Source organism: Pseudomonas sp. (assembly GCF_035512415.1).
In the GTDB taxonomy this organism is placed as follows: domain Bacteria; phylum Pseudomonadota; class Gammaproteobacteria; order Pseudomonadales; family Pseudomonadaceae; genus Aquipseudomonas.
In genome coordinates this window covers 1-12909 of record NZ_DATKDZ010000020.1, presented here as the reverse complement: position 1 = coordinate 12909, position 12909 = coordinate 1, and the positions used below count along the sequence as shown (strand labels likewise).

Annotated in this window: 10 protein-coding genes and 1 CRISPR repeat array (1 of these 11 only partly in view); of the genes, 3 read left to right on the top strand and 7 right to left on the bottom strand. The window is 63.7% G+C overall.

Annotated features, from left to right (window positions below; translation table 11 throughout):
* Positions 1 to 1792: a CRISPR direct-repeat array (repeat unit 28 nt; unit sequence CTTCACTGCCGCGTAGGCAGCTCAGAAA) (it extends 397 nt beyond the left edge of the window).
* A gap of 62 nt (positions 1793 to 1854) precedes the next feature.
* Positions 1855 to 2340 (bottom strand): GNAT family N-acetyltransferase, encoded by a 486-nt coding sequence (locus tag VMP31_RS10060; RefSeq protein WP_325506641.1) that lies wholly within the window; start codon positions 2338 to 2340, stop codon positions 1855 to 1857.
* Positions 2337 to 2882, bottom strand: a complete 546-nt coding sequence (locus VMP31_RS10055) for a gamma carbonic anhydrase family protein (RefSeq protein ID WP_325506640.1) — start codon at positions 2880 to 2882, stop codon at positions 2337 to 2339. Before VMP31_RS10055 ends, VMP31_RS10060 begins: the two co-directional genes overlap by 4 nt.
* A gap of 314 nt (positions 2883 to 3196) precedes the next feature.
* Here VMP31_RS10055 and prlC point away from each other — a divergent pair, with 314 nt between their 5' ends.
* From prlC to VMP31_RS10040, 3 genes are all read left to right on the top strand, one after another.
* On the top strand, positions 3197 to 5245 hold the full coding sequence (prlC, locus tag VMP31_RS10050) for an oligopeptidase A (protein WP_325506638.1): 2049 nt from the start codon (positions 3197 to 3199) through the stop codon (positions 5243 to 5245).
* An 11-nt stretch (positions 5246 to 5256) separates the two neighbouring features.
* Complete coding sequence (locus tag VMP31_RS10045) at positions 5257 to 5520, top strand: YheV family putative zinc ribbon protein (RefSeq protein ID WP_414705445.1); 264 nt, start codon at positions 5257 to 5259, stop codon at positions 5518 to 5520.
* A gap of 341 nt (positions 5521 to 5861) precedes the next feature.
* Positions 5862 to 6923 (top strand): PA0069 family radical SAM protein, encoded by a 1062-nt coding sequence (locus VMP31_RS10040; RefSeq protein WP_325506637.1) that lies wholly within the window; start codon positions 5862 to 5864, stop codon positions 6921 to 6923.
* 50 nt (positions 6924 to 6973) lie between these two features.
* Here VMP31_RS10040 and VMP31_RS10035 read toward each other — a convergent pair whose 3' ends face one another.
* The 5 genes from VMP31_RS10035 to pstC all read right to left on the bottom strand — a co-directional run bounded on the left by VMP31_RS10035 (position 6974) and on the right by pstC (position 12804).
* Positions 6974 to 7966 carry a LacI family DNA-binding transcriptional regulator gene (locus VMP31_RS10035; protein WP_325506636.1) on the bottom strand — a complete coding sequence of 331 codons (993 nt, stop codon included), beginning with the start codon at positions 7964 to 7966 and terminating at the stop codon, positions 6974 to 6976.
* 297 nt (positions 7967 to 8263) lie between these two features.
* Positions 8264 to 9769, bottom strand: a complete 1506-nt coding sequence (locus VMP31_RS10030) for a glycoside hydrolase family 32 protein (protein ID WP_325506634.1) — start codon at positions 9767 to 9769, stop codon at positions 8264 to 8266.
* A 2-nt stretch (positions 9770 to 9771) separates the two neighbouring features.
* Positions 9772 to 10983, bottom strand: coding sequence for a sn-glycerol-3-phosphate ABC transporter ATP-binding protein UgpC (locus VMP31_RS10025; RefSeq protein ID WP_325506632.1), 1212 nt, complete (start codon positions 10981 to 10983; stop codon positions 9772 to 9774).
* Positions 10976 to 11839, bottom strand: a complete 864-nt coding sequence (gene pstA, locus VMP31_RS10020; protein WP_325506630.1) for a phosphate ABC transporter permease PstA — start codon at positions 11837 to 11839, stop codon at positions 10976 to 10978. The genes VMP31_RS10025 and pstA overlap by 8 nt, the downstream gene beginning before the upstream one ends.
* Positions 11839 to 12804 (bottom strand): phosphate ABC transporter permease subunit PstC, encoded by a 966-nt coding sequence (gene pstC, locus VMP31_RS10015; RefSeq protein WP_325506628.1) that lies wholly within the window; start codon positions 12802 to 12804, stop codon positions 11839 to 11841. Before pstC ends, pstA begins: the two co-directional genes overlap by 1 nt.
* Positions 12805 to 12909: the final 105 nt, after the last annotated feature.

Genomic DNA, 12909 nt, shown 5'->3' with positions numbered 1-12909 from the left:
CGCGACCGCAACGGCGACCCCTTCTTCACTGCCGCGTAGGCAGCTCAGAAATGATCGACTGGGCGGCGCGTCACCATGTAAGCCTTCACTGCCGCGTAGGCAGCTCAGAAATGATGAAAATATTTTCAATGCCGCGCGACCCGCTTCACTGCCGCGTAGGCAGCTCAGAAAAAGGCGCTCGGCGATAGTTCTGCCTTCGTATGCTTCACTGCCGCGTAGGCAGCTCAGAAAAATACGTTCTGATGCCCGGCGTCCCAGGCAGCCTTCACTGCCGCGTAGGCAGCTCAGAAATGTTCGGCTATGACGTGATCAGCGCCCAGGCCCTTCACTGCCGCGTAGGCAGCTCAGAAAAGCACCCGCCGCGCCTGTAGTCGTAATGCCGCCTTCACTGCCGCGTAGGCAGCTCAGAAACTGACTTCCTGCTGATGTGGCGGCGGCGCGATCTTCACTGCCGCGTAGGCAGCTCAGAAAAGTAGGCGAGCTGGGCCGCCTTTCCAGACCAACTTCACTGCCGCGTAGGCAGCTCAGAAAAGGGAGACCTTCTCTTCCTGGGCCTGCTTGAACTTCACTGCCGCGTAGGCAGCTCAGAAATGATAGTGACGTAGGCGAATCGCCTGTTTAACCTTCACTGCCGCGTAGGCAGCTCAGAAACATAGGGTTACCGACTTGCGCCAGGCTTCAAACTTCACTGCCGCGTAGGCAGCTCAGAAATGGCAAGGGTTCGCCTCAGCTCGCTCGAAAAGCTTCACTGCCGCGTAGGCAGCTCAGAAATGTCTAAAACGAAAACGCCAGATAGGTGGCCCCTTCACTGCCGCGTAGGCAGCTCAGAAAACGGCCGCCCCGACGTGCTTAGACAGGATCGACTTCACTGCCGCGTAGGCAGCTCAGAAAATTGCAGATAGCGCTGAAAACTGGCCGTCCGGCTTCACTGCCGCGTAGGCAGCTCAGAAAAAAGAGGCCGATCTGCGCCGGTTGGTCGGGCGCTTCACTGCCGCGTAGGCAGCTCAGAAAATGTGGCCTTTGGTCTCGATGCACTCCGCAATCTTCACTGCCGAATAGGCAGCTCAGAAAAGCTCGCCGACTTCGCCTTCCACCTGGGAGGACTTCACTGCCGAATAGGCAGCTCAGAAACGTTTGGGGCAAGCAAGCCGAGGCGCTAGCACCCTTCACTGCCGAATAGGCAGCTCAGAAAATGAACAAGACCGAAAAGCGGTTTGCCGAGCACTTCACTGCCGAATAGGCAGCTCAGAAAAGAAGGCAGCGTTGTTGCCGTGCGGATCGCTGCTTCACTGCCGAATAGGCAGCTCAGAAATGGATGGCCTGATCGAAGCGTGGAACAAGCCGCTTCACTGCCGAATAGGCAGCTCAGAAAGATCAGCCGGCAAATACGTTGCTGCTTCCAGTCTTCACTGCCGAATAGGCAGCTCAGAAAATGATCACAGAAGCCATCCGCACCGAGCCGTGCTTCACTGCCGCATAGGCAGCTCAGAAATCGCTCAACTCCGGCGCACCGGCGTGCAGCACCTTCACTGCCGCATAGGCAGCTCAGAAAATGTAACGGCCGCGACTAAGCCACGGAGACAGCTTCACTGCCGCGTAGGTAGCTCAGAAAATGTCGCCCACATAGGCCTCGGTGGCGTCGTGCTTCACTGCCGGATAGGTAGCTCAGAAAGCGCACGTTCCGGCGTAAGGGGCGGCGATGATCTTCACTGCCGTATAGGCAGCTCAGAAATTGGAGTAGACCGCCGGCATCTGGTGCACCACCTTCACTGCCGCATAGGCAGCTCAAAAACAGATAACCGTCACCGCTCCCGATTGCCGTGAATCGCCGCGTATAACTCCCCGCTGGGCCGCTCAGCCCAAACTGCGATACATCACATAACAATCCACCAGCCCGTGTCGGGCGTGGCGATAGGCCTTGGGCAGGGTGCCGACGATCTCGAAGCCGTGCTTTTGCCACAGCGCCACGGCCACTTGGTTGGTCGAAACCACGCTGTTGAATTGCATGGCGCTAAAACCCAGTTCGCGTGCTGCCTTCAGTGAGTGGGCGCATAGCGCTCCGGCTACGCCCTGGCCGCGTGCGGACGGTGCGGTCATATAGCCGCAGTTGCACACATGGTCGCCGGGGCCGGCGGCGTTGGGTTTGATGTAGTAGGTGCCGAGAATCTGCCCGTCGCGTTCGGCGACAAAGGTGGCGCGCGGCAGTTTGACCCAGAGGTTCCAGGCGCTATCGCGATCCATCTGCGGGTCGAACGCGTAGGTTTCCTGGGCCTGCACCACCTCGTGAATGATCGGCCAGACCTGGTCGAAGTCAGCGTCGCTGATCAGGCGAATGTTCACCGGCTGGCATAGCCTTCCATCAAATGCTGATCCTTCAGGCGCACGTAGTTGTCGGCGCTGTAGCGGAAATAGCTGCGTTCCTTCTCGGTCAGTGCGCGGGCCTTTTTGGCTGGGCTGCCGACGTACAGGTAGCCGCTTTCCAGATGGCTGCCCGGTGCGACCAGGCTGCCGGCACCGAGCATGACTTCCTCGTCGATCACCACGCCGTCCATGATGATGCTGCCCATGCCGATCAGGACGCGGTTGCCGATTTCACAGCCGTGCAGGGTGACGTTATGGCCGATGGTCACATCGTCGCCGATATTCAGCGGGTAGCCGCGGGGGTTGAAGGGGCCGGCGTGGGTGATATGCAGCACGCTGCCATCCTGAATGCTGGTACGTTCGCCGATGCGGATGCTGTGCATGTCGCCGCGGATCACCACCAGGGGCCAGATTGAGCTGTCCGCACCGATTTCCACATCGCCCAGAACCACGGCCGAAACGTCGACAAACGCCCGCGAGCCGAGCAATGGAGTGAACTGCTGGTAAGTACGTATCGCCACGATAGAAACCTCTTAGAACCTGTTTGCGATTTCGCGAGCTAGAGTCCTGCAAGGCAAAAACTGGCGAGGAAGCGGAGTGTACTGTTGTACATGAGCATTCCGAGCCGGTTTTTAACGCAGCAGGGCCGACGCGCAGCAGATCGCAAACAGGTTCTTAAGCTGCGCCTAGCCTTGATTGTAATTAAGATGGCACCCATGTTCAGAACATCGCCGCTGTTTTTACCACGGCCATTGTTCACTCAAGCCTGCCACCGGGAGCGCTTCGCGGCCACCGGGGCATGGCTGCCAACTCATTCCGTTACAGGTGAATCTTAGTGACTGCCAACAATCCCCTGCTGCAAGCCTTCGACCTGCCAGCCTATTCCGCCATTCGCCCCGAGCATGTGGAGCCGGCGGTGGACGCGCTTCTCGCCGAGAATCGCGCGGCGATTGCCGAGCTGCTCAAGCAACAGTCTGGCACACCAAGCTGGAAAGGGCTGGTTCTGCTCCTCGATGAGTTGAATGCGCGCCTGGGCCAGGCCTGGAGCCCGGTCAGCCACCTCAATGCGGTGTGCAACAACGCCGAGCTGCGCACGGCCTATGAGGCCTGCCTGCCCAAGCTGTCGGAATACGCCACTGAATTGGGGCAGAACCGCGCGCTGTTCCAGGCCTACGAGGCTCTGGCAAGCAGCCCGGAAGCCGAAGGCTTCGAGGTGGCGCAGACGACCATCCTGGAACACGCCCTGCGCGATTTTCGCCTGTCCGGTATCGACTTGCCGGAAGCCGAGCAACAGCGTTACGGCGCGGTGCAGATGAAACTCTCGGAGCTGGCCAGCAAGTTCTCCAACCAGCTGCTCGATGCCACCCAGGCCTGGACCAAGCAGGTAACCGACGAAGCGGCCCTGGCCGGGCTGACCGATTCGGCCAAGGCGCAGATGAAGCAGGCGGCCGAGGCCAAGGGCCTGGACGGCTGGCTGATCAGCCTGGAGTTCCCCAGCTACTTCGCGGTGATGACCTACGCCGACGACCGCGCCCTGCGTGAAGAGGTCTACGCCGCCTATTGCACCCGCGCCTCCGACCAGGGGCCGAATGCCGGGCAGAACGACAACGGCCCGCTGATGCTGGAAATCCTCGCCCTGCGTCAGGAGCTGGCCAAGCTGCTGGGCTTCGCCAACTACGCCGAGCTGAGCTTGGCTAGCAAGATGGCCGAGACCACCGACCAAGTACTGCACTTTTTGCGCGACCTCGGGGTACGCGGCAAGCCGTTTGCCGAGCAGGACCTGCGCGAGCTACAGGCCTTCGCCGCCGAACAGGGCTGCAGCGATCTGCAAAGCTGGGACGTGGGCTACTACAGCGAAAAACTGCGCGAGCAGCGCTACAGCATTTCCCAGGAAATCCTCCGCGCCTACTTCCCGGTGGACAAGGTACTCAGCGGCCTGTTCGCCATAGTCGAGCAGCTCTACGGGATTCAGATCGAGGAGTTGAGCGGCTTCGACAGCTGGCACCCGGACGTGCGCCTGTTTGAAATCAAGGAGAACGGCCAGCACGTTGGGCGCTTCTTCTTCGACCTCTACGCCCGCGCCAATAAGCGCGGCGGGGCCTGGATGGACGGCGCGCGCGACAAGCGCCGCGACGCCGATGGCAAGCTGATCAGCCCGGTGGCCAATCTGGTGTGCAATTTCACGCCGAGCGTCGGCGGCAAGCCGGCGCTGCTGACCCATGACGAAGTCACTACCCTGTTCCACGAATTCGGCCACGGCCTGCATCACCTGCTGACCCGCGTCGAACATGCCGGTGCGTCCGGCATCAATGGCGTGGCCTGGGATGCGGTCGAACTGCCGAGCCAGTTTATGGAGAACTGGTGCTGGGAGCCCGAGGGCCTGGCGCTGATCTCCGGCCACCATGAGACCGGCGAGCCGCTGCCCCAGGACCTGCTGGACAAGATGCTGGCGGCGAAGAACTTCCAGTCCGGGCTGATGATGGTGCGGCAGATCGAGTTCAGCCTGTTCGACTTCGAACTGCACGCCACCCACGGCGACGGCCGTAGCGTGCTGGAGGTGCTAGAAGGCATCCGCAACGAGGTCTCGGTGCTGCGTCCGCCGGCCTACAACCGCTTCCCCAACAGCTTCGCGCATATCTTCTCCGGCGGTTATGCGGCCGGTTACTACAGCTACAAATGGGCCGAAGTGCTTTCGGCCGATGCGTTCTCCAGGTTCGAGGAAGAGGGCGTGTTCAACCGCGACACCGGCAGCGCCTTCCGCGAGGCGATCCTCGCTCGCGGTGGTTCGCAGGAGCCGATGCAGCTGTTTGTCGACTTTCGCGGCCGCGAGCCGAGCATTGACCCGCTGCTGCGGCATCTGGGGCTAAGTCAGGAGGCCGCATAAGCGGATTAACCATGAGTATTTCCAAGAAGCGCTTTATCGCCGGGGCCGTATGCCCGGCGTGCAGCGAGATGGACAAGATCCAGATGTGGGACGAGGGTGGCGTGCCGCACCGCGAATGCGTGGCCTGCGGTTATGCCGATACCCTCGACGAGCGCGGCAACTCGGTGCCCCGTGAGCTGCCGACCCGGGTCAACATCAGCGCCCTGAAACCCAAGGCCGCCGACCCCAAGGTGCAGGCGGTGCAGTTCTTTCCCAATCCCAAGCTGAAAAAATGACCGGGAGTCATTTTTAACGTCGCGCAGCGACGGCCCGTAGGGTGACCGCCAGGGATGGCAGGCCATAAAAAGCCGACGGAGTAGATTTCGCGGAGGACCTTAGTCTCGTAGCCCGAATAAGGCCCGGTGGCCTGGCCAAGTCGGGAGCGCTGCCCCGGATTGCGCTGGCGCTTATTCGGGCTACAGGGCAGCAGGCCTCTTGGGAACAGTCTTGGTCGCGAATGATTGTGCCCATGCTGCAGCGTCTGCGCTTGAGGAGGCTGCCGGCAGGGCGACGGCTGGTACTTGGGGGTGGGGCAAAATAGCTGTATTTATATACAGTATTCTGTCGGAGTTACCCCATGTCCGTTTCTTTGCCGCCGCGTGGTCGCGGCACCGCCAGTAACCCGCACAACCGCTTCGCCCCGACCCGTTCGGAGTCCGAGGACGACGGCTGGTTCCAGGACGAGACGCCGCCCTCGCGCGCCACCGAGGTGCGCAGCGAACTGGCGAAGACGGTGATCAGCCGCAACAGCTCGCCGGATGTCGGTTTCGACCGTTCGGTGAACCCCTATCGGGGCTGCGAGCATGGCTGCATCTACTGTTTTGCTCGGCCCAGCCATGCCTACTGGGATATGTCGCCGGGTATCGACTTCGAGACCAAGTTGATCGCCAAGACCAACCTGGCCAGCCGCCTCGAGGAAGAACTGCAAAAGCCCGGCTATGTGCCGCAGCCGATAGCCCTGGGCATCAATACCGACGCCTATCAGCCGATCGAGCGCGAGCAGCGCCTGACCCGCCAGGCTCTGGAGGTGCTGCTGCGCTACAAGCATCCCGTGCACATCATCACCAAAGGCTCGCTGATCCTGCGCGACCTCGATCTGCTCGGCGAATTGGCCAGTCAGCGCCTGGTCAGCGTGGCCTTCAGCTTGACCACCCTGGACGATGAACTGAAACGCATCATGGAGCCGCGCGCCGCTTCGCCTGGGGCGCGCCTGCGCGCCATGCGCACCTTGCACGATGCCGGGGTGCCGGTCAGCGTGATCTGCGCGCCGATGATCCCGATGATCAACGACATGGAGCTGGAGCACCTGCTTGAGGCCGCTCACGATGCCGGTGCGCGTTCCGCCGGTTATGTGCTGCTGCGCCTGCCGCTGGAAATCGCGGAATTGTTCGAGGGGTGGTTGCAGGCGCACTTTCCCGAGCGCGCCGAGCATGTCATGAGCCTGATCCGCCAGTCGCGCGGCGGCAAGAACTACGACAGCCGCTTCGGCAGCCGCATGCGCGGTGAAGGCCCGTTCGCCGAGTTGTTGGCCCAGCGCTTTCGTCTGGCCAGCCGCAAGCTCGGCCTGGACCGCCGCGATACTCAGGGCCTGGACTGCTCGTTGTTCTGCCCGCCGGGGGCGCAACTAAGCCTGCTTTGATGGGGGTGTCAGCGGCTCTGAAATCTTCGAGGGGCGTCGCCAGGCCGCCTTCAAAGCGAGGCGCGGATAACCAGCGGGCAGTCCACCCGTTGAGTCCCGGTTATCTCAAGGGCCTCGATCAGGTGGCGCGCGGCGCGCTGGCCGATCTCGTAGTAGGGCAGTTGCACCGTGGTCAGCGGCGGCAGGAACAGTTCGGCGATGCCGATCATATTGTCGTAGCCGAGCACGGCGACGTCCGTGGGGATCTTCAGGCCGCGGGCCAGCAGCACCTGGTAGGCGCAGAAGGCGATACGGTCGTTGCCGCAGATAAGGATGTCGAATTGCGCACGGCCCTCGACGATATGCCGGTCGAGGATCGTCAGCGTCTCGCCATAGGCATCATGGGCCGAGAGGTCGTACTGCAGTAGGTCGCCGGGCACCAGGCCGAACTCGTCGAAGGCCCGTTGCATGCCCTTCTGGCGCAGTTCCCAGGCCAGGCTCTGGCTTGGCAGGTTGATGCACAGGGGGCGTCGATAACCCTGGCTGAGGGCGTGCTGTACGGCGCGGTATTGCCCTGCCTCGTCATCCGGCACGTAGCTGGTCAGGCTGCGGTCCTCGGCCAGGCAATTGGCGAGGATCAGCGGTTTGCTCTTCAGGCGCTCGGGAATGTTCACCCGGCGCAGCCCCATGGCGCTGAAGATCAGGCCGTCGGGACGGTGCGAGAGCATCAGGTCGATGCTCTGCTCGCTGGGCGAGTCGCTCAGCAGGTTGAGTACGAAGACGTTCCAGCCGGCCTCTTGCGCGGTCTGCTCGATGGACAGCAGCAGCTCCACGGCAAACGGCGTGGTCGCGGTATCCAGGGCGAACACGCCGATGGTTCGGCTTTGCAGGTTATCGCCGCGGATCTTGCGGGCCGACATGCTGGGCACGAACTGCAGTTCGTCGATGGCGCGGCGCACTCGCTGGTAGGTCTCGGGGCTGAGCTTTTCCGGACTGTTGAGCGCCCGCGAGACCGTCATCAGGGACACGCCGGCCAGCCGTGCAACGTCTTTCACTGAAGTCATGCAATACAACCAGGCAATGTGAGTCGTGAATCATGCCACAGCGCCGCCGCCTGTCAGCAGGCCATTGCAATGGCGATGTACCCGTCCGGTTTTGTAGGGTGGGTCGGGCCGCGCAGGTTAGTGGCGCGGAACCGGGATGGCGAAGCAACTGCGAGGTATGTGCGCCACGTAACCCACCAAGCGGTCTTCGGCCTGGCCCCTTCGTAGGGTGCGCCGTGCGCACCGGCGTCGGCGTAGGTTCCTGGTCCACACGGCGCACCCTACATTGCGGCCTCTGCAAGCAGTGTCAGCAGCCGATCAGAGCCAACCGCTGGACAGCTGCCAGGCCTGGCGCACCGCAACCTGCCCGCCGCCGCTGCCGAACAGTGCCAGCCCCAGGCTATCCGGTTGCGGATAGATGCGGCTGCTGAGGCTGAAGCTGCCATCCGCGGCGAACACCTCGATGGAGGAGCGGTCGAGAAACACCCGTAACCTCAGTGTCGCTTGTGTCGCTGCCAGTGCCACGCTGCGTTGGCCGCTGACCCCCGCGCCCGAGCGGCTGCGGTCGAGCACCAGGCGTTGCAGTTGTGCGTCGTAGTAGAGCAGGGTCTGTTCCTGGCCGTCGGCGCTGCAGCGCAAGGCAATGCCCAGGCGGCCCTCGCGGCACTCGGCCAGCTCCAGTTGCAGCTCGATTTCCAGCCTATCGCCGTTCAACGTGGACAGTGGCTGCGTGCCTGAGCCTTCCCAGCACAGCGCGCCGTCCGCCAACAGCGGGGCTTGGCGCAGCGCCGCCAGTTCGCGTGCGGGGTAGCTGTGCAGGCGACCCTTATGCAGTTGCAGTTCCCGCGGCACACCGAGCATGCCGCACCAGTGCTGGGCCTGGCTCGGCATCGGGCTGTCCCACATGTCCAGCCAGGCCCAGAGCAGACGCCGGCCGTCGGCGGCCAGCAGGGTTTGCGCGGCGTAGAAATCGTGGCCGTTATCCAGCTCGATAAAGGGCCCGCCAGTGAACTGCCAATCGCTGTCGAGCTGGCCGACCCGGTAGCCGGTCTGGAACTTGTTCAGCCGCTCGAAACCCTCGGGCTGCATGCCTTGGGGGGAATACAGCAGCACGTCCTGGCCGCCGAGGCGGAACAAGTCAGGGCATTCCCACATATAGCCGTCGCCCGCGTCGCCGCGGCTCACGTAGGCGAGGAACTCCCAGGCGCGCAGATCCGTGGAGCGGTACAACGGCAGCAGCGGCACATCGCCCAGGCGTGCGCCGGCGATCAGGTACCAATGCTCACCATCGCGCCAGACCTTGGGGTCGCGAAAATGCATGATCGCGGCATCCGGGGCGGCGTCGATGACCGCCCCGTGCTTGACGAAATGCACGCCGTCTTCGCTGGTGGCCAGGCACTGGACCTGGCGGATGCTGCGCTCGTCGCCCACCTCGGCGAGCCAGGTATGCCCGGTGTAGAGCAGCGCCAGGCTGTCACCACAGACCACGGCGCTGCCGGAGAAGCAGCCGTGCTGGTCGAATTCGTCGCCCGGCTCCAGGGCGATGGGCAGGTGCTGCCAATGCACCAGGTCGCGGCTCTTGGCATGGCCCCAGTACATCGGCCCCCAACTGGCATCGAAGGGATGGTGTTGATAGAACACATGGTATTCGCCGCGGAAGTACACCACGCCATTCGGGTCGTTCATCCAGCCGGTTGGGGGGGCGAGGTGGTAGCCGGGCCGATAGTCGGGGGTGGGGGGCGCGCTACCCTCGCTCAGCGGGCGCTGAGCGAGGTCGAGGGAAACAGGCATGCAAGTGCTCGTTGGGTTGATGGAGTGGGTCATGCTCAGCCTTGGCGAACGGCGCGCAGGGCTATGCTGGCGTCGGCTGCTATGGGGCGGTGCGGCAGGGCCTTGTCGTCGGCATCGAACAGATGCAGGTTGTCGATATCCGGACGCAGCTCGACGCGGTCGCCATGACGCCAGTCGGCATTCGCCGCGCAACGGCAGATCAGCGGCTCGTCCTGGCCGACATCGAGGTGCACATAGGTTTCGCAGCCCAGGTACTCGACCCCGACCACAAGCAAGCCGGCGTCACCTTGGGCTTTTTCCAGGCTCAGGTGCTCGGGACGGATACCCAGGGTCAGCGGGCTGCCGACCGCCAGCGCGCTGCTGTCGAAGGGTAAGGCCGTCAGCTGGCCAAGGGCCGGCGTGGCGATCGCGCTATGCACGCCCGGCGTGAGCAGCTGCGCCGGGAGGAAATTCATCTTCGGTGAGCCGAGGAAGCCGGCGACGAAACGGCTGACCGGGCGTTCGTAGAGTTCGCGCGGCGAGCCGACCTGTTCGATGCGCCCGGCATTGAGCACGACGATCTTGTTGGCCAGGGTCATGGCCTCGACCTGGTCGTGGGTCACGTAGATCATGGTGGTGCCCAGGCTGGCATGCAGCCGAGCGATCTCGTTGCGCATCTGCACGCGCAGGGCCGCGTCGAGGTTGGACAGCGGTTCGTCGAACAGCAGGATATCCGGCTCGCGGGCCATTGCCCGGCCCATGGCCACGCGCTGGCGCTGGCCGCCGGAGAGCTCCTTGGGTTTGCGCTGCAAGAGCTTGTCCAGCTGCAGCACGCGCGCGGTTTCCAGCACCCGTTCACGCAGGCTGCGCTTCTCGGTCTTGGCCAGTTTGAGGCCGAAGCCGATGTTGTCGTAGACGCTCATATGCGGGTACAGCGCATAGGACTGGAACACCATGCCGACCCCGCGCTCACGCGGTTCCAGGTCGTTGACCCGGCGGCCGTCGATCAGCAGGTCGCCGGCGCAGATCGACTCCAGTCCGGCGATCAGCCGCAGCAGGGTCGACTTGCCGCAGCCCGAGGGGCCGATCAGCGCAGTCACGCGCTTCTCCGGCACGTCGAGATTGATGTCCTTGAGCGCGGTGAAGTCGCCGTACTTGAAGGCGAGGTTGCGGGCGGAGAGTTTGGCGTCGCGTGCCGAGAGTTCGGCGGCGACCGGCACCACCGTATTGATGGCGATTGGAGCGCTGGTCATCGGGGCGTCAGTCATGGCTCATCTTCTTGCGCAGCAGGAAAAAGCGGGCGGTGATGCTGACCAGCAGCACGAACACCGTGATCAGGAAGGCGCCGGCCCAGGCCAGCTGGTTCCAGTATTCGAACGGGCTCAACGCGAACTGGAAGATGGTGACCGGCAGGTTCGGCACCGCCTGGGTCATGTCCATGTTCCAGTACTGGTTGTTGAAGGCGGTGAACAGCAGCGGCGCGGTCTCGCCGCTGATGCGCGCCAGCGCCAGCAGGATGCCGGTGAGGATGCCCGGCGCCGCGGCGCGGTAGAGGATCTGGGTGGTGACCTTCCACTGCGGGATGCCCAGCGACAGCGCGGCCTCGCGCATCTGGGTCGGCACCAGCTGCAGCATCTCGTCGGTCGTGCGCACGACCACCGGCAGCACGATGAAGGCCAGGGCGATCGCGCCGGCGAACCCGGAGAAACCACCGGTGGTTCGTACCACCAGGGTGTAGACGAACAGGCCCAGCACGATCGACGGCGCCGACAGCAGGATGTCGTTGACGAAGCGGATCACTTCGCCCAGCAGGCGGTGGTTGACGTATTCGGCCAGGTAGGTGCCGGCGGCGACGCCAATCGGCGCGCCCAGCAGCACGGCCAGACCGCTGATCAGCAGGCTGCCGACGATCGCGTTGAGCAGTCCGCCGGTGGCCTGGCCCGGAGGCGGGGTCATCTCGGTGAACATCTGCAGGCTCATCGCGTCCACGCCCTTGGTGAACGTGGTCCACAGGATCCAGACCAGCCAGAACAGGCCGAAGATCGCGGCGGCGCCCGAGAGCACCAGGGACACGCCGTTGACGATGCGGCGCTTGAGGAAAAGTTGGTCGGCGACGCGGGTCATCAGTAACCCTCCCGCTTCTTGAGCTGCATCAGCATGAGTTTGGCGATCGAAAGCACGATGAAGGTCACCACGAACAGCAGGAAGCCCAGCGCCAGCAGCGCCGACTGGTACATCGGCGTGGTCGCCTCGGCGAACTCGTTGGCGATGCTGGCGGCGATCGAGTTGCCGGGATCGAGTAGCGAGGCGCTGATGCGGTGGGCATTGCCGAGCACGAAGGTGACGGCCATGGTTTCGCCGAGCGCGCGGCCCATGCCCAGGAAGATGCCGCCGATCACGGCCGAGCGGGTGTAGGGCAGCACGATGTCCCAGACCACCTCGGTGGTGGTCGAGCCCAGCGCGTAGGCTGATTCCTTCAGGCGGCTCGGGACGGTCAGGAAGACCTCGCGCATCACCGACGAGATGAAGGGGATGACCATGATCGCCAGCACGATGCCGGCGGTGAGCATGCCGATGCCCAGCGGCGGGCCGCGGAACAGGACGCCGAGGATCGGCCAGGGACCGATGTTCTCGTCTATCCAGGGGTAGACGTAGTTGCCCAGGATCGGCGCGAGCACGAACAGGCCCCACATGCCGTAGATGATCGAGGGAATGCCGGCCAGCAGTTCGATGGCGGCGCCGAGTGGCTGCCGGATCCAGGCCGGCGCCACTTCGGTAAGGAAGAGTGCGATGCCGAAACTGACCGGCACGGCGATGATCATGGCGATGGCAGTGGTGACCAGGGTGCCGTAGATGGCCACCGCGGCACCGTACTTCTCCTGCACCGGGTCCCATTCGGTCGAGGTCAGGAAGCCCCAGCCGAATTCGCCGAAGGCCTCGCGGCCGCCCCAGTACATCGAGAACGCGGCCAGCGCCAGGGTGATGAGCACGAACCAGCCGGCGATGGCGACGATGTTGCGGAATACCCAGTCACCGATCCCGTCGACGAAGCGGGACGCGGGTTCGGCGTTGGCGGCGTGGCTGGACATGCGGTGCGCACTCGGGTGGGTGGGCCGGAAACAACCGCGCGCGCCGGAGGGCGCGCGCGGCGGGTGGACGTACCGCTTACTTCAGGTTCTTGGCCCAGTAGGCCT

Bases quoted from the DNA above. Each gene is read 5' to 3' on its own strand.
- VMP31_RS10045 (WP_414705445.1), top strand. From the start codon at position 5,257: ATGAGTATTTCCAAGAAGCGCTTTATCGCCGGGGCCGTATGCCCGGCG.
- VMP31_RS10040 (WP_325506637.1), top strand. From the start codon at position 5,862: ATGTCCGTTTCTTTGCCGCCGCGTGGTCGCGGCACCGCCAGTAACCCG.
- VMP31_RS10035 (WP_325506636.1), bottom strand. From the start codon at position 7,966: ATGACTTCAGTGAAAGACGTTGCACGGCTGGCCGGCGTGTCCCTGATG.
- VMP31_RS10030 (WP_325506634.1), bottom strand. From the start codon at position 9,769: ATGACCCACTCCATCAACCCAACGAGCACTTGCATGCCTGTTTCCCTC.
- VMP31_RS10025 (WP_325506632.1), bottom strand. From the start codon at position 10,983: ATGACTGACGCCCCGATGACCAGCGCTCCAATCGCCATCAATACGGTG.
- pstA (WP_325506630.1), bottom strand. From the start codon at position 11,839: ATGACCCGCGTCGCCGACCAACTTTTCCTCAAGCGCCGCATCGTCAAC.
- pstC (WP_325506628.1), bottom strand. From the start codon at position 12,804: ATGTCCAGCCACGCCGCCAACGCCGAACCCGCGTCCCGCTTCGTCGAC.